The sequence below is a fragment of the Hwangdonia sp. genome (genome assembly GCF_048381975.1).
Lineage (GTDB): Bacteria > Bacteroidota > Bacteroidia > Flavobacteriales > Flavobacteriaceae > Hwangdonia > Hwangdonia seohaensis.
This window is the reverse complement of sequence record NZ_JBLWYT010000001.1, coordinates 36313-52304: the sequence shown is the minus strand read 5'-3', so window position 1 is coordinate 52304 and position 15992 is coordinate 36313. Positions and strand designations below refer to the sequence as shown.

Genomic DNA, 15992 nt, shown 5'->3' with positions numbered 1-15992 from the left:
GATTGTTTGTTAATCGGGTTCTATAATATTTATCCGAGCGCTTGTTTTAAATCGGCAATTAAATCATCAATATCTTCAATCCCCACACTTAATCGTATTAAAGAATCAACAACACCGGTTTTCTCTCTTTCTTCTTTTGGAATGCTGGCATGCGTCATACTTGCAGGATGCCCCGAAAGCGACTCCACACCACCTAAAGATTCGGCTAAAGTAAAAACCTTTAAATTTTCAACTATTTTTATAACTTCATCAAAATTATTCCCCTTTGAAGTAAACGAAATCATGCCTCCAAAATCTTTCATTTGCGATTTTGCTATGTGATGATTTGGATGGTTCTCAAACCCTGGCCAATACACCTTTTCAACTTTAGGGTGGTTTGCCAAATATTCTGCTACGGCTTTCCCGTTTTCGCAATGGCGCTGCATTCTTACATGTAATGTTTTTATACCTCTTAACACTAAAAAACTATCTTGAGGCCCGCAAATGGCACCACTTGCGTTTTGGATAAAATATAATCTATCTGCCAACTCTTTGTCCTTAACAACCAAAGCGCCCATTACCACATCGCTATGCCCACCAAGGTATTTGGTTGCCGAATGCATTACAATATCTGCACCCAAATCAAGCGGTTGTTGTAAATAAGGCGTGGCAAAAGTGTTGTCTACCGCTAAAAGAATGTTATGTTTTTTGGCTATTGTCGATACGGCTTTTATGTCTATAATAGTCATCATCGGATTGGTTGGTGTTTCAACCCAAATAAGCTTTGTATTGTTATTGATATAAGACTCTATATTTGCCGCATTTTCCATGCCTATAAAATGGAATGTAATGCCAAAATCCTGAAATATTTTAGTAAACAATCTAAACGAACCACCGTACAAATCGTTGGTAGAAACCACTTCGTCTCCAGGTTTTAAAAGTTTAATAACGGCATCAATGGCTGCCAAACCAGACCCAAATGCCAGACCATAATTTCCGTTTTCAATACTTGCAAAAGCATTTTCCAAAGCATTTCTGGTTGGGTTGTGCGATCTTGAATATTCGTAACCTTTATGCCCACCAGGTGTAGTTTGGGCATAGGTTGTTGTTTGGTATATTGGCGGCATTACAGCGCCATAAGCGGGGTCGTGTTCTTGACCGCCGTGAATTACTTTTGTGTTAAATTTCATGTTTGTTGTATTTGTTACAAATGTAAGTTTTAATTCGTTGAAGTAAAAAATATTATTAATTCTCTGTCTGAATTTTTACTTAGATTCCCGCTTTCGCAAGAATGACAATTTCAATTGATACCTCGATAATCTATCGAGGAATTCTTTTGCAATTCAAATGCAATAATTACCTTTAACACGAGTTTATACTATGCTTATGCTAAAAAATAAATACCTTTTAATTGCCTGTGTTTTTTATATGCTTTTCAGCTGTAAAACAGATGTGCCAATTAATTTCACAGAAACTAACTTCACCTCGGAAAACAACCAGATTGTTGAAATTAACATCCCGTTAGCCCATGCCGAAAGTGATGTTGCTAAATCTATAAATGCAGCTATAAAAAACTATGTGATTAAAGCATTACAAATTGGAGAACTAAACAATTCCACTGCAAAATCTGTTGAAGAAAGCATTGAAAACTTTAACCAAGAGTTCACCAATTTTATAAGCGATTTTCCCGAAAGCGCCCAAGAATGGGAAGCCCAAATTGATGGCGAAGTTATTTTTAAGGCACAAGATATTATAAGTGTTTCGTTAACAGCTTATACCAATACCGGCGGCGCTCATGGCAGTTTAAACATTTCATTTTTAAATTTTGATGCGGCAACAGGAAAATTGATTGATAACAACGCATTATTTTCAGACATTGAAGGCTTTAAAACCATTGCAAAAAAACATTTTGAGACCTCAATAAAAGACAAAGACCTGTTGTTAGACCGTGAAATTTTTCAGCTTCCCGAAAATATAGGGTACAGCGACGACGGTATTATTTTACTTTACAACACCTACGAAATTGCACCGTACGCAACTGGCATTATAGAATTTAACATTCCTTTTGATGACGCCAAACCTTACCTAGTTTTTAACCGCTTTTAAAAGTGCCAAAATATAGCCGTAATGAATGCCCTCATGGGTGAGTATAAATTGCAGCGCTTCATCAATATGGTTTAATGTGTTTCCCGTTGTAGAAACGGTATACACATTATAGGTTTTAAAAATACCATTTTTATAATCGGTTTTGGTATTTTCCAGTGCAGTGAACAACAAACCTTTTATCTGGTTTACCTCGTCTTGGGTTACCTCGCTTTCGGGTTTGGTATCTTTCCTGTATTTATCAATCATTTCATCTGAAAGTATCGATGGTAAACCCGATAACTTATACGCCAATAACTGCTCAGAAACCACAATATGGGCTATATTCCAGATAATATTGTTGTTAAAGCCTTTGGGTATTTTATTCAAATCCTTTAAAGAATTATCGTCGATTATTTTAGCTAAAATGGCTCGTGTATTATTTAGAACCTGAAATGTAAATTCCATATGATTTATTTTTTCGATAAATATAGTATTTATGCTATAATTGCCTTTATTTGTTATTGAAATTCTTTAGATTTCCTTTTCTCTACAAAACGAAAAAAATCAATTCATTATGAAAAAAGTATACTATTTAAAAACCTGCAGCACTTGTATTAGAATTTTAAAAGAGTTGAATTTACCCTCAGATTTTGTTTTACAGGATATTAAAACCGAAGACATAACGGTTAAGCAATTAGAGCAAATGAAAGCCCTTTCGGGAAGTTACGAAGCCCTTTTTAGCAAACGCGCTAAACTTTACAAGGAAATGGATTTAAAAAACCAACAGCTTGAAGAGCGCGATTACAAACACTATATTTTAGAGCATTACACCTTTTTAAGCAGGCCGGTAATTATTATTGATGATGCTATTTTTATTGGCAATTCCAAAAAAGTAGTTGAAGCAGCAAAAGCTAAGTTGCTTTAAAAAAACTCTACAAAACGAAAATCGAGCTCCACGTAAAAAATCCTTGAGCAAAAAAACGGATGATTTGGCTTTTTAAACAAGTCAACATTTAAACCTTTTGCGTTAACACAATTGCTTATAATTGCTTATATTTAGTGTAATAACAAGTTAAAGTTTAATTAAAACACAAAATATTATGAGTAATAACGGAAATACAGTATTAGGTATATTAGCAGGAACAGCCATAGGCGCCGTATTAGGCATTCTGTTTGCGCCCGATAAAGGCAGCAATACCAGACAAAGAATAAGCGACGAAGCACAATTGGCCAAACAAAAATTAGCCGATAAAGCGACCGAGCTTAAAGAGCAAGTGGTTTCATCTGCTTCGGCAAAAAAAGCCACAATAGATGAGCAAGTAGATTCTATAATCACAAATGCAAGTTATAAGGCAGACGATGTTATTTCATCTTTAGAGCGCAAATTAAAAGATTTAAAAGAGAAAAATAAGCGGTTACAAAAAACATCATAATACATGAGTTTAAGTGAATCTATAGGCAAAACAAATGCAAAGGCATCTGAAATTGGCGAGAAGTATTTAAAGACTTCTTACGATTACTACAAGCTTAAAATCTTTCAGCAATTATCCATATCCATCAGTATGGTTTTTAAAGCCATTATTATAGGCGGATTATTGCTTATGGGGTTGTGCTTTTTAGGCATTGCCTTGGCATTTTCCATTGGAAAAGCTATGGATAGCTACATGCTAGGTTTTGTTATTGTTGGTGGTGTATTTATCTTGCTATCGGTAATCGCACTGATTACAAGAAAGCACATAAATAATATTACAGTAAAAGCCTTGTCAGAAAAATTTTTCGATTAAAAATGAAAACATATCAAAATATAGAAAGTGTAGAACGCGATTTAAAAATTTTAAACTTAGAACGCCAAATTGCTTTTGAAGAAATTAAAGCTTTAAGAGAAGAATACAAACAAGATTTGAAGCCATTAAATTGGATTCAAAGTGGCCTTAAAATTTTTGGTAAACTTGGAGGCATGATTTTATTGAAAAAGATAATTAAATAACCGCCTTTAAGTTAAAAGAAACTACTTTTATAGTACAAAATAAAAACCATCTAACGTTAGATGGTTTTTTTGGTTGATGCCTAGGCTTAAAGCATTAATGGCTCTCTGAATACAAAAAACCCCGCCATTTATTGAAAAATGACGGGGTTTAAAAACTAAATTCAAAAAAAAACTAATTATTGTGCTGCTGTTCCGGCTTCAATTAACCATCCCGGGTTTTGGTAGATAACCGAATTATTGGCATCACCACCTTCACTTGTAATTAAAAAATGATTAAAGGCAATCGGACTTAAGTAATGCGCAGGATTCCAATTATAACCATTATAGAAATTGTTATTGGCTTGAACTATTTGATAAGGCCTAATATACATGCTATTTGATTCTGGCGATACGTTAGGGCTTGCGTCTGGCTCAGCTCTTAATTGCGAACTGCCATCTGGATTCTCGTACCATGCTTCCATTGGTCCCCAAACTTTGAATCCTTCTATAACATAGTTAGACACTTGGTCCAGAGCTCTCCATCGCTTTAAATCGTCCAAACGCATACCTTCTGCAATAAATTCCGATCTTCGTTCTCTTCTAATATTATAAAGCGTTGGATCTACAAGGCTACCTTGCGAATATTTAGCCCAATCGTTTTCTTGCGATAAATCGGTTGCTGCAACGGTCATGCTATAATCTGCTGGCAGTCCCGCTCTTGTTCTTAATTGACCCCAGTAACTAGCTGAGTTGCCATCTAAACTTCCATTTTTCACGTAATCTGCTTCAATATAGTTTAGGTAAGCTTCAGAGGCTCTAAATACTATTGACCCAGTAACCGTTGGAGTTGAGCCTGCCAACATGTTGGCATCAGGGTAAATTCCTTTTCTAACTGAATAACCGGTAACCGCTCTAATCTCCGAAATTTCAAACAAACCAGGAATTTCTTCAAAGGTTTCGCCATTAATGTACGTGATAACATCACCAGGTTCTTTGGTGAATAAACGCAATCTATCATCTCTATCGTCAAGTACGTCAGCAATATAATCATCGCCATTGTAACCAGATCCGCTAGCATAAATTGGTAAGCCGTTTTTCATTAAATAGCTATCTACATAACCTTTGGTGTACCCCGTATTGGCACCGTTATTTAAATAGTGCATAGTATGGTGCGATATTAGGTCTTCATCATAATCTCTCCACAATAACACTTCGGAATAACCAGACATATCCAAATCACCAAACATGGCATAATACGGATTATCAAACACATCTCTTGCTTCTGTATTGCCGTTGCTTGGCGTTAAATTAACATTGCTTGCAACAGCCGCTGCGGCAGTCATGGCTTCTGTTAAAAAGAAATCTATCTCGCCGTCAATGTTGATACTAAAACCAGACAAATAGTCTTTATTTGCCCCAGGCCAATCTGGGCCACCAGGTACATGAGCAGTTCCTTTATGATAGTTTAACCAAGTACCTTCATACAATGCTACACGCGATTTAAAAAGCTGTGCCACCATAGGGTTTATTCTATTTTTGTTAGGGTCTATGTTTGTTAACATATCAATAGCTTTATCCAAATCGGATAAAATAAAACGGGCTACCTCGTTTCTTGGGCGTCTTTGTGAAGCAATAATCAACTCTTCCTCTACATCAGGTAAAAGGGTTGTAACTATTGGAAAATCGCCAACACTCTTCAATCTATTAAAGTACTCATAAGCTCTTAGAAAGTATATCTCTCCAATATAATGCTTGATGTAGGTTTCGTTTCCACTAATTTCTCCGGCTTCAAATCTTGGGAGAACCACATCCAAAAAGTAATTTAGTGTACGGATTCGATCAAAATTCCAAGCACCGCCACTTGTACCTACTCTGTACTGTCCGGGAACCCATAGATTACTAGCACCAGTACTCGCTTGATTATCGGTATGGTTATCGTACGTAAACGTACCGGCATTCCAACCAGCATGCGAAGGGAAAGAATAATTGGAAATTGCGTATGCTGCTAAATCTGCCTCCGATGTTAAATAGAATTCGGGGGTTACGTCAGATAGGGGAGCACGCTCTAAGAAGTCTTCACTACAGGCGGTAAAACCGACCAAAATTAGACCTAAAATAAAAATCTGTTTATATAATTTTTTCATTTTTTAAAATTTAAAAAGTTAAACTAAGACCAACTGAAAATACTTTGGATAAAGGATAGATTTTACCATTACCCCAATCACCCCCAGTAGTTTCAGGATCAAAAATATCACTCATTTTTGTGAACGTTACCAAGTTCTCTCCCGATAAGTAAATTCTCATTTTTGAAACTTTTACTTTCTCTGTAACGTTTGATGGTATGGTATAACCTAATTGAATGTTTTTTAGTCTTAAATATGCACCGTTTTGTAAAAATCGTGTTTGGGTAGCAAAGTTTTTCCATCCAGAATCAAAAAGCGGTCTTGGATAGTAAGCATCTGTATTTGCTCCAAATGGACTTGTAGTATCTTCGGGCCTAAAATAATCCAAGTGCTGTGTAAAACCTGCAGATTGCCACATGTTTGAATTGGCACCTGAAAAGTAAGGACCTCCAACAGCTACATCGCGTTTACCTACACCTTGGAAAAATGCTCTAAAATCGAAGCCTTTATAGTTTGCATCTAAATCGATACTATAACTATATCTGGCTTGACTATTACCGATTATAGACAAATCGCCATGGTCGTCTAAAGTATTAGAACCATTGTTAATGGCAGGATCATCGTCTAAGTTTTGATACATGATATCGCCAGCAGCCCAGTTAGAGCCCATTCTGTCTTGGTTATGCATGGCCAACCAATCGTTCATTTCGGTATCCGATTTAGCAATGCCGTGTGTGGTGTATCCCCAAATCTCACCAAATTCCCTACCGGTATACCATTGTCCTAAACTACCCGTTTCATTAGGGTAAGAGGTTACAAATTGTCTTGTGTCCGATAAGATAAATTTAGCACCGTATGAGAAGTCGTTAAAAGTATCTCTCCAGCTTATTTCTAAATCGAAACCTTTAGACTCCATGTCGGTATTGTTGATTCTTGGTGGATTAGCGCCTAAAACCTCAGGAAGTTCTGGTGCAGGCCCCACCATATCAAAAGTTGTTCTGTTATAAATTTCAAAAGTCACACCCAATCTGCTATTAAAAGCACGAAGGTCTACAGCTGCGTTCCAAGATGTAACTCTTTCCCAAGTTAATAAAGTACTTACAAGTCCTGGAGGGTATGCTGTGTTTGGTCTTGAACCATTTACTAACCAACCGCCATTGTTTACACCAATGCCCATGCTAGGATAAAATGGGTACCAGTTATTTGTGTTTTGATTTCCTAGTTCACCGTAAGACCCTCTAAGTTTTAAAAAGTTAACATGTTCCGACAACTTACTGTCTTTGTAGAAATTCTCGTTAGAAACATTCCAACCTGCAGAAAAAGAAGGGAAAAATTGCCATCTTTTATCATCTAAGAAACGTGAAGATCCATCATATCTGCCATTAACCTCTAATAAATACCTATCCTTATATGTGTAATTTAATCGACCAAAATAACCTTGTATGGCCCAATGTTGGTATGCACCATATCCTCTGGTATCTCCAGTAGCAGTGTTAATGGTAGGCAAGCTTGGTGTTATTACATCATCTCTATTTACCCCAAGGTTACGTGTTTTAGTTAATTCTGACTGATAACCTGCCATTACCTTAAATTCGTGGTCTTCATTTATAGTTAAGGTATAGTCTGTATAAACGTTAGGGCTGAAATAGTTGGTCTTGTATGCACTTTCGTAAATTCTTGAAGCACCTGGTGACCATAATACATGTTGTAATGCAGCAGCATGCGCAACACCATCTTCATCGTACCTGTAGATTGGTAAAAACTCGTTATGATTAAAAGAATTACTTATTTTATAATTCAGATTAGCATAGATGTTCCAATTTTCTAATGGTGTAAATTGAAGGTTTAATTGCTGAACGAATTCATCATTTTGGTCTTTGTTTCTACCATTTTCCAAATGTGCAATTTCGTTACCATATACATAGTTTCCATTTGGATCTTTTAATGGCACTGTAGGCCATCTTCTAGCGATATTATGAAAAAACAACCCACTTTGGTAAGACGATCTTTCGTAATCTACTCTTGTTAATCTGCTTAAATACGTTAGCTTTATTTTATCAGATATTTTAGAACTTATTTTAGAATTTATGGAATAACGATCATATTGGTCGTTACCATAATTAAGTAGGCCTTCCTGATCTAAAAAATTAGCAGAAAAATAATAATTTACTTTTTCTGTACCGCCATTTAAGCTTAAGTTATGCTCTTGAGAGGCTGCTGCATCTTTATAAAAAATATCGAACCAATTGTTATTAGCAAAACCACCGGTATATGAATTCCAGCTGTTGCCAGCACTATTCCAGTCTGTTTCAGGAATTAAAGTTCCTGCCTGATGATCTCTTATTTTTTGCAATACTTCATCAGAGAATTTTGGAGATTGACCCGCATTAGCAGCGGCTTCATTCCAGTAGGTTGCAAATGATTCTGAATCCAACATGTCTGGTTGTAACAGTGGACTCGTCAATCTGAAGTTATTGTTATAATTAATGGTAATCTTTCCATCTTTTCCAGATTTAGTGGTAATAAGAATAACCCCAAAAGGTGCTCTAGAACCATAAATAGATGAGGAAGCCGCATCCTTTAACACTGATATGCTTTCGATATCTTGTGGGTTTAAGGTATTCATATTTCCTTCCATGCCATCAATTAATATTAATGGAGAACCAGAAGATCCCGAACCGATGGTACCAGAACCTCTAATATTAAAGCTAACCGAGTTGTCAAGTGCACCACCGGCATTGTTTACTGAGAAGTTCATACCTGCTACGGTTCCTTGTAAAGCCGCAGCTACGTTTGTAACCGGCCTGTTTTCCAAGGCATCGCCATCTACGACCGATACCGATCCTGTGAGGTTAACTTTTTTCTTGGTCCCAAATCCTATTACTACAACTTCATCCAGCAAAGCGGCATCCTCCACAAGTACCATTGAAATTTTAGAGTCGTTTGCGGTTACCGTGTGTTCTCTAGTCCTCATACCTATATAAGAAAATACAAGCACATCGCCTGTTTTAACTGTTAAGGTAAAATTTCCATCAAAATCTGTTTGCGCTCCTGTAGTTGTACCTTTAACAACAACGTTTGCCCCAGGAAGAGGCGCATTGTTTTCATCGGTAACAGTCCCACTAATTACTTTTTCTTGTGCCATTAAGCTCATAGTGCTCAATAACAAGAAGAAACTAATAAAAAAGTTGATTTTCTTCATACTTAATAATTGTTTAGTTAATTGTTTTGGTTTGTTCTAATCTTTAGTTTGTCCTACAAACAAAATTTGTTCACAAAATTAAATATGTATAACATTAAAACATGAAAAAATAGGTTACATTTGGGTTACATATCGTTACATTTTGGTTACATAAAAAACCGTATACCCTATATAAACAGTTATTTAAGTATTTTTTACTCAAATTAATTAACAAAATATTAAGTTAACAATGCGCTTATCATTACTCCTATATTTTTTCATCTGTTTTATTTTTAATTCTTTGGTATTAACAGCTCAAAATGTAAGTATACAATTTCAGAGTATTACTTTTGAAGATGGGATTTCTGACAGTAGAATAAACCATGTCATGCAGGATAAAGAAGGGTTTTTATGGTTTGCGACAAGGTTAGGGATAGATAGGTATAATGGTCAAACCATGAAGACCTATCAGTTTTTGCAAGAAAAACAGGCAGAGATTAACACCATGTTACAAAGCCAAAAAGGACATATTATAGTCGCTACAACCAAGGGGTTGTATTTTTTGAATATCGAAAATGACCGTTTTGAGCTATTGAAATCTCAAAACGCCGAGCTCGACACCCATTTGGATACTAATATACACAGCATCATTCAATTAAAAGATGGTCGGTTTTTATGCAGTTCTGCTACTGGAACCATCTTTAGCCTTTCTTTAGAAGAAAGCAAAACCGAATATCACATATTTAATTTCGATAAGGGCTCTAACAATAATTATGCTTCGGCTTTATTTCAAGACGTAAATGGTGTTATTTGGATGGGTACAAGCCAAGGGGCTTTGTGGTTTTATAACGAATCTGAATTCGTGCCTTCTGGTTTTTCCAAATTTAATAACACCACTTATATAAATGAAATTACTGCGGATGCAGACGGAAATCTTTGGATTGCCACCAACGGCAATGGACTCTTTAATTTTAATGCTGATTTAGAACAAGCCAAACATTATAAAAAGACCAATAACAACCATTCTGAAACCATTAACAACAATATGGTCTTAAGTCTTTATGCCGATAAAAATGATAATATATGGATTGGCACCGACGGTGGCGGCCTTAATCTTTACAAAAAAGCAAAAAGCAAGTTCCACCATTTTCAAAGTGATGGTTACAATGAGTTTTCAATTTCAGATAATGCCATTTTAGACATAAGTCCAGGCGAAGATAATGTAATTTGGACAGGTACGGTTCACGGCGGGGTAAGCTATTTTAAAAACAATATTAGTTTGTACAATATTCCACCGTCTAAATTGGGCATGGACCATAAAGACAAACAAGACTCACGGATTTTAGAGGCTAAAAATGGAGAATTTTGGCTTACAGCCGGAAGAAATGGCTTAAGACGATTTAATCCAAAAACGGGTAAGACAACGATTTTTAAAGACGACCCAAGTGACAAAAACGATTTAAGCGGAAATAATATATTGTCGTTATACGAAGATAGCCTGGGTCGCATTTGGATAGGCACCTTGTACGGTGGCTTAAATATTCTAAACCCAAAAACCAACCAGTTTTTAAAGGCTGAAAATTGGTCTGGTTTAAAGGCCATTTTTGCAATAGAAAAAGATGGAAAGGGTAATATATGGGTGGGCAGCAATTCAGGAATTACCGTGTACGATACGCAATTAAACATATTGAATACTTATTCGGTAAATTCCAATATAGGCCTTAGCAGCAATGTTATTACCTGTCTCTATAAAGATGTAAAAGACGATATGTGGGCAGGTACCGCCACTGGACTTAATGTATTTAAGCAAGATAAGTTCACATCCTATTTGCCCATAAAAGAAGACAAGACCTCGCTAAGCGGAAGCCGAATCCTTTCAATCGCCGAGGACGACGACCTCTCTATTCTCGTGGGCACTTACGGTTACGGTTTAAACCGCTATGTTAGAAGCAGTGACAACTTTATAAGGATAGGTAAAGATAATGGTCTGGAAGCAACTTTTATCAGAGGTATTTTTTTAGATGATGAAAAAAATATATGGTGCAGCACCAATTTAGGATTGAGCAAAATCTCCCCCGAGGGAATCGTTCAAAACTTTGATGGTCATGATGGAATTGAACCCTTTAACAATAATAAAGCCGAATTTGGACGTGACGGATATATATATATGGCAGGCACCTTTGGGATTACTTATTTTAAAGCCAAAGAATTAAAAAACAACTATTCAAAAAATCCAAACGTTTTTTTTACAAGCATATCGCTTATTAATGAAAATGGAATAGAGCAAGTGCCTTTTGAAAACCATTTAAAAACCAATCGGCTTACGTTACCTCAAGATAATGTCGTGTTTAACATAGGTTTTGCCACTTCAAATTATTGGGATCCGGAAAAAATTATATTTGCTTACAAATTAGAAGGATTGCACGAACAATGGCAAACCGTTGGTAGCCAACAAACACTCTATTTTTCCAATTTAGATCCAGGTGATTATACCCTTAAAGTAAAAGCCATTAACAATGCTGGTAACGAAAGTTCGCATATCGCGTCTTTAAAAATTACTGCAATGCCTTCTTTTTGGGAAAAAATCTGGGTAAAAATACTGATGTTCTTATTTTTTATAGCCACAGTAATTGGATTCCTCAAATGGCGGATATCGGCCATAAAGAGACAAAAACTTGAACTTGAACTTCGTGTAAATCAAAAAACGAAATTGGTAGAAGAACAAAACAAAAAAATCTATAAGAACAACCTAGATTTACTTAACGCAGAAAAGGCGAATCAGGAATTAAAGCGAAAACAGCTTGAAAACGAACTCAACTTTAAAACCGACGAGCTTACCAACCGTACTTTAAGGGAAATTCATAAAAATAATTTGCTCGATAAAATTAAAAACGATATTTCAAAAGTTGCAAAGCGCAATGAGGATAGCGAAAGGTTAAAATCCATTGTAAACCTTATAGACGATACTTTAAACCTGGACAAAGATTGGGATGATTTTTACAATTTATTTCAGCAAGTACAACCCGCGTTTATATCCAACTTAAAAAAGATGTGCCCAAACATAACAGATAGAGATGTTAAGCTCTGTGCATTAATTCGCTTAAATTTCTCGTCGCAGCATATTGCAACGCTTTTCGGTATTTCAGAGAGCTCGATTAAAGTCGCTAGACACCGATTGAGGAAAAAACTTAAAATTGAAGAAAACCAGAGTTTTCAGGAATTTTTTGAAAGTTTACGACCAAAAACCGCAACATAACATTTAAATAATCTAAAAATTAAAAGAACAGTTACAGCATCATTGTCTTTATAAAACCATCTTATTGCTCATGCCTTTAGTAAAAACATTCAGATGCACTGAACAAGCCAGCGATAAAAAACCTTAAACCTAGTTTTTAAGCACAAAAAAACCACCCAATTTCTTAGGTGGTTTTTGCTCCTCTTCTTGGGCTCGAACCAAGGACCCTCTGATTAACAGTCAGATGCTCTAACCAACTGAGCTAAAGAGGAAGGCTATTTTCGCTTAAGCGAGCGCAAATATATATATATTTTTATTTACTACAAATTTAATAATTAAAAAATTTAATTAAAAATGGCTTTATAAATATCGTTTCCGTTGGCGAATAATACCAAGGCGATTAATATAAAGAAACCAACCACTTGTGCATACTCCAAAAACTTGTCTCCCGGTTTTCTTCCAGAAACCATTTCATACAGTAAAAACACAACATGGCCGCCATCTAAAGCCGGGATTGGCAGTAAATTTAAAACCCCAAGCATTATGGATAAAAAGGCTGTTATGCCCCAAAATGCTTGCCAACTCCAAACGTTGGGGAATATGTCGAATATGGCCTTAAACCCTCCTACGCCCTTGTAAGCGCCCGTGCTAGGTGTAAAAATAGCTCCTAATTGATCCCAATACGACAGCATTCTATCTTTGGTTTTCTTTAATCCTACGGGAAACGACTCGAAAAATCCATACTTTTTGGTATCGTACTTGTAATACCCTAAAGCTTCTAATGTTTTTGGAGTAGAACGGGAGGCATAGACCAACCCAAGTTTACTTTCATCACTTATTTTTAATGGTAAAGTTATTTTTTCATTTTCCCTTATAACCGTAGCCTGAACATCTTCTCCTTTAAATTTTTCTAAACCTAATCTTACTTCGTCTGCATATTTGGTTTTAAAATCGTTTAACGCAATTATAATATCACCTTTTATTAAGCCCGCATTTTTATTAAACGATGTGTCCGGAACCTCAACTACAATAAATGGTTCTCTTAAATCTATAAATCGTTTTTCTTTCGAATCTATAAGTTGCGCTAAAAAGTCTTCCGGTAAGGTTACCGTTGACGTGTTTCCGTTTCTTTCAATAGTAATTTCTTTTCCAAATAGCACTTTCTCAGAAACTTGAGAAAAGTTTTCGATTTTCTCCCCATCAACTGCTAAAATTTTATCTCCGGTTAAAAGCCCCGCATTGTTAGCTACCGTACTTTCAATTAAAAGCCCGTCTTTAATATTGTCGTTTGGCAAAAACTTATCGCCATAAAAATAGCTCATTCCTATGTAGATGAGGATGGCCAGTAAAAAATTTACCGTAACACCGCCCAACATGATAATTAAACGTTGCCATGCCGGTTTAGAGCGAAACTCCCATGGTTGCGGTTCTTTTGCCATTTGTTCGGTATCCATGCTTTCGTCAATCATACCAGCAATTTTAACGTAACCGCCCAAGGGCAACCAACCTATACCGTAAACGGTATCGCCAATTTTCTTTTTAAACAATGAAAATTTTACATCAAAAAACAAGTAAAATTTTTCTACTCTGGTTTTAAATGCTTTTGCAGGAATAAAATGCCCCAATTCGTGCAAAACAATCAATAATGAAAGACTCAATAAAAATTGAGATATTTTAATAACAAACTCCATATATCTTCTGTCAGATTTTAATAATCGCACAAAAGTAAGCTTTTAAACCAACTTTAAAAAGACAATTATTTAATGCGCATTTTTTTAACACGATTTTAAGTTTCGCTTAAATCTTAAGACTTTAAATTTTTAGTCGTGCTGCTTTCATTGTATTTTTGCATTTGTTAAATTTTCAATTTCTATCAATGTTTTCGTTTTTTAAAGAATACAAAGGGTTTGCAATTGTTTTTGCAGGTATTTCACTCGTTATTGTGCTTATTATTTACAATACTTTAAATGTTTACAAACCGTTGCCCATTTACCAACCCGCCATGGTTAGCACCGAGTTAGTAGACAGCACCATTCAGCACAAAAAAAAATACCATAAAATAGCCGATTTTAAGCTTATAAACCAAAACGGAAAAACCATTACCCAAAACGATTACAAAGACAAGATTTATGTCGCCGATTTCTTTTTTACCACTTGCCAGACGATTTGCCCGATTATGACCGACCACATGGCTCAAATTCAAAAAGAAATTATGAATGACAACGATATTATGTTGCTTTCGCATACGGTAACACCCGATATTGATACGGTGGCGCAACTAAAACGCTATGCTGAAAAAAAAGGGGTTAACGACACGAAATGGAATTTGGTTACCGGCGATAAAAAGCAAATTTACAGGCTTGCCAGAAAAAGTTATTTGGCTGTTAAAGATAATGGCAATGGCGATGCTTTTGATATGATACACACCGAAAACTTTATGCTTATTGATAAAAAGCGACAGATTCGCGGGTTTTACGATGGTACAAATCCTGAGGATATCGAAAGGCTTCTTAACGATATTGTGGTTTTGAAAGCCGAAAAAAAATAGTGTTTCATTTTAAGCTTTTAAGTGTAGCAAATTGAACTGCTTTTTTGTTTTTACCCGTTATTTGGCGGACAGGTACGCTAGGGATAGCAGCCCTTCGACAAGCTCGTGATAAACTCATCCTTTTTTGAGGTATGAGAAAAAGATACAACGTCCCGATAACTATCGGACAGCCCGACCGCTTGGTAGTGTCATAAAAAAAAGCAAACCCATTACTGAGTTTGCTTTTGTATTGATATTATGTAATAATTCCTATTTCGCTTCTGCGTAACGTCTTTCAACCTCATTCCAGTTAATTACCTTGAAAAAAGCACTGATATAATCTGGACGACGGTTTTGGTAGTTTAAATAATAGGCGTGTTCCCAAACATCCAATCCTAAAATTGGTGTGCCACCGCAACCAACACCTGGCATTAATGGGTTGTCTTGGTTTGGCGACGAGCAGATTTCCACTTTACCGCCTTTATGTACACATAACCACGCCCAGCCTGAGCCAAAACGTGTGGCTGCAGCTTTACTAAAAGCAGCAATAAATTCATCCTTTGAGCCATAAGCAGCCTCAATAGCATCCTTTAAATCGCCCGACAAGTAACCCCTATCTTCAGGGTTCATAACCTCCCAGAATAAGCTGTGGTTGTAAAATCCGCCACCGTTATTTCTAACGGCACCGTTGTTCATATCTAAATTCGTTAGAATATCTTCAATGGATTTACCGTCTAAATCTGTACCGGCAATAGCGTTATTTAAGTTGTTTGTATAGCCTTGGTGGTGTTTTGTATGGTGTATTTCCATTGTGCGTGCATCAATATGAGGCTCTAAAGCGTCATAAGCATATCCTAATTTCGGTAATTCGAAAGCCATAATTTTCTGTTTTTAAA

General features: G+C 36.0%; 13 protein-coding genes and 1 tRNA gene. 7 read left to right on the top strand and 7 right to left on the bottom strand.

What is annotated here, in order from left to right; genetic code table 11:
* Nucleotides 1-29 precede the first annotated feature (29 nt).
* Nucleotides 30-1220: a cystathionine gamma-synthase gene (locus ACN5J7_RS00190; protein WP_418602816.1), complete on the bottom strand. Its 1191-nt coding sequence runs from the start codon at nt 1218-1220 to the stop codon at nt 30-32.
* Between the two features lie 145 nt (nt 1221-1365).
* On the opposite strand from ACN5J7_RS00190, the gene ACN5J7_RS00185 reads away from it, so the two are divergent.
* Nucleotides 1366-2085 (top strand): DUF3298 domain-containing protein, encoded by a 720-nt coding sequence (locus tag ACN5J7_RS00185; protein ID WP_418602192.1) that lies wholly within the window; start codon nt 1366-1368, stop codon nt 2083-2085.
* On the opposite strand, the gene ACN5J7_RS00180 is transcribed toward ACN5J7_RS00185, so the two are convergent.
* A complete protein-coding gene (locus ACN5J7_RS00180) occupies nt 2065-2529 on the bottom strand; it encodes a DinB family protein (protein ID WP_418602190.1) in 465 nt (154 codons plus the stop codon). The two genes, ACN5J7_RS00185 and ACN5J7_RS00180, sit on opposite strands and share 21 nt — an antisense overlap.
* 109 nt (nt 2530-2638) lie before the next feature.
* Here ACN5J7_RS00180 and ACN5J7_RS00175 point away from each other — a divergent pair, with 109 nt between their 5' ends.
* The 4 genes from ACN5J7_RS00175 to ACN5J7_RS00160 all read left to right on the top strand — a co-directional run bounded on the left by ACN5J7_RS00175 (nt 2639) and on the right by ACN5J7_RS00160 (nt 4051).
* Nucleotides 2639-2989: an arsenate reductase family protein gene (locus tag ACN5J7_RS00175; RefSeq protein ID WP_311936302.1), complete on the top strand. Its 351-nt coding sequence runs from the start codon at nt 2639-2641 to the stop codon at nt 2987-2989.
* A gap of 175 nt (nt 2990-3164) precedes the next feature.
* Complete coding sequence (locus ACN5J7_RS00170; RefSeq protein ID WP_311936300.1) at nt 3165-3497, top strand: YtxH domain-containing protein; 333 nt, start codon at nt 3165-3167, stop codon at nt 3495-3497.
* 3 nt (nt 3498-3500) lie between these two features.
* The gene (locus ACN5J7_RS00165; RefSeq protein ID WP_418602187.1) at nt 3501-3848 is read left to right on the top strand and encodes a hypothetical protein; all 348 of its coding nucleotides are present in this window, start codon (nt 3501-3503) and stop codon (nt 3846-3848) included.
* A 2-nt stretch (nt 3849-3850) separates the two neighbouring features.
* Nucleotides 3851-4051 (top strand): hypothetical protein, encoded by a 201-nt coding sequence (locus ACN5J7_RS00160; RefSeq protein ID WP_311936294.1) that lies wholly within the window; start codon nt 3851-3853, stop codon nt 4049-4051.
* A gap of 176 nt (nt 4052-4227) precedes the next feature.
* On the opposite strand, the gene ACN5J7_RS00155 is transcribed toward ACN5J7_RS00160, so the two are convergent.
* The gene (locus tag ACN5J7_RS00155; RefSeq protein ID WP_418602184.1) at nt 4228-6174 is read right to left on the bottom strand and encodes a RagB/SusD family nutrient uptake outer membrane protein; all 1947 of its coding nucleotides are present in this window, start codon (nt 6172-6174) and stop codon (nt 4228-4230) included.
* Between the two features lie 10 nt (nt 6175-6184).
* Entirely contained in the window at nt 6185-9355 is a 3171-nt protein-coding gene (locus tag ACN5J7_RS00150) for a SusC/RagA family TonB-linked outer membrane protein (protein WP_418602182.1), read from the bottom strand.
* 229 nt (nt 9356-9584) lie between these two features.
* On the opposite strand from ACN5J7_RS00150, the gene ACN5J7_RS00145 reads away from it, so the two are divergent.
* A complete protein-coding gene (locus tag ACN5J7_RS00145) occupies nt 9585-12590 on the top strand; it encodes a ligand-binding sensor domain-containing protein (RefSeq protein ID WP_418602180.1) in 3006 nt (1001 codons plus the stop codon).
* 177 nt (nt 12591-12767) lie between these two features.
* Here the strand turns inward: ACN5J7_RS00145 and ACN5J7_RS00140 are convergent.
* Nucleotides 12768-12841 (bottom strand) — tRNA-Asn (locus tag ACN5J7_RS00140).
* A gap of 72 nt (nt 12842-12913) precedes the next feature.
* Nucleotides 12914-14260, bottom strand: coding sequence for an RIP metalloprotease RseP (gene rseP / locus ACN5J7_RS00135; protein WP_418602814.1), 1347 nt, complete (start codon nt 14258-14260; stop codon nt 12914-12916).
* 185 nt (nt 14261-14445) lie between these two features.
* On the opposite strand from rseP, the gene ACN5J7_RS00130 reads away from it, so the two are divergent.
* Nucleotides 14446-15117 (top strand): SCO family protein, encoded by a 672-nt coding sequence (locus ACN5J7_RS00130; RefSeq protein WP_418602178.1) that lies wholly within the window; start codon nt 14446-14448, stop codon nt 15115-15117.
* 249 nt (nt 15118-15366) lie between these two features.
* Here the strand turns inward: ACN5J7_RS00130 and ACN5J7_RS00125 are convergent, their stop codons facing one another.
* The gene (locus ACN5J7_RS00125) at nt 15367-15975 is read right to left on the bottom strand and encodes a superoxide dismutase (protein WP_311936282.1); all 609 of its coding nucleotides are present in this window, start codon (nt 15973-15975) and stop codon (nt 15367-15369) included.
* Nucleotides 15976-15992 lie beyond the last annotated feature (17 nt).

Coding starts and splice junctions, on each gene's coding strand:
- ACN5J7_RS00160 (WP_311936294.1), top strand. CDS start 3,851: ATGAAAACATATCAAAATATAGAAAGTGTAGAACGCGATTTAAAAATT.
- ACN5J7_RS00150 (WP_418602182.1), bottom strand. CDS start 9,355: ATGAAGAAAATCAACTTTTTTATTAGTTTCTTCTTGTTATTGAGCACT.
- ACN5J7_RS00180 (WP_418602190.1), bottom strand. CDS start 2,529: ATGGAATTTACATTTCAGGTTCTAAATAATACACGAGCCATTTTAGCT.
- ACN5J7_RS00130 (WP_418602178.1), top strand. CDS start 14,446: ATGTTTTCGTTTTTTAAAGAATACAAAGGGTTTGCAATTGTTTTTGCA.
- ACN5J7_RS00175 (WP_311936302.1), top strand. CDS start 2,639: ATGAAAAAAGTATACTATTTAAAAACCTGCAGCACTTGTATTAGAATT.
- ACN5J7_RS00155 (WP_418602184.1), bottom strand. CDS start 6,174: ATGAAAAAATTATATAAACAGATTTTTATTTTAGGTCTAATTTTGGTC.
- ACN5J7_RS00145 (WP_418602180.1), top strand. CDS start 9,585: ATGCGCTTATCATTACTCCTATATTTTTTCATCTGTTTTATTTTTAAT.
- ACN5J7_RS00125 (WP_311936282.1), bottom strand. CDS start 15,975: ATGGCTTTCGAATTACCGAAATTAGGATATGCTTATGACGCTTTAGAG.
- ACN5J7_RS00170 (WP_311936300.1), top strand. CDS start 3,165: ATGAGTAATAACGGAAATACAGTATTAGGTATATTAGCAGGAACAGCC.
- ACN5J7_RS00185 (WP_418602192.1), top strand. CDS start 1,366: ATGCTAAAAAATAAATACCTTTTAATTGCCTGTGTTTTTTATATGCTT.
- rseP (WP_418602814.1), bottom strand. CDS start 14,260: ATGGAGTTTGTTATTAAAATATCTCAATTTTTATTGAGTCTTTCATTA.
- ACN5J7_RS00165 (WP_418602187.1), top strand. CDS start 3,501: ATGAGTTTAAGTGAATCTATAGGCAAAACAAATGCAAAGGCATCTGAA.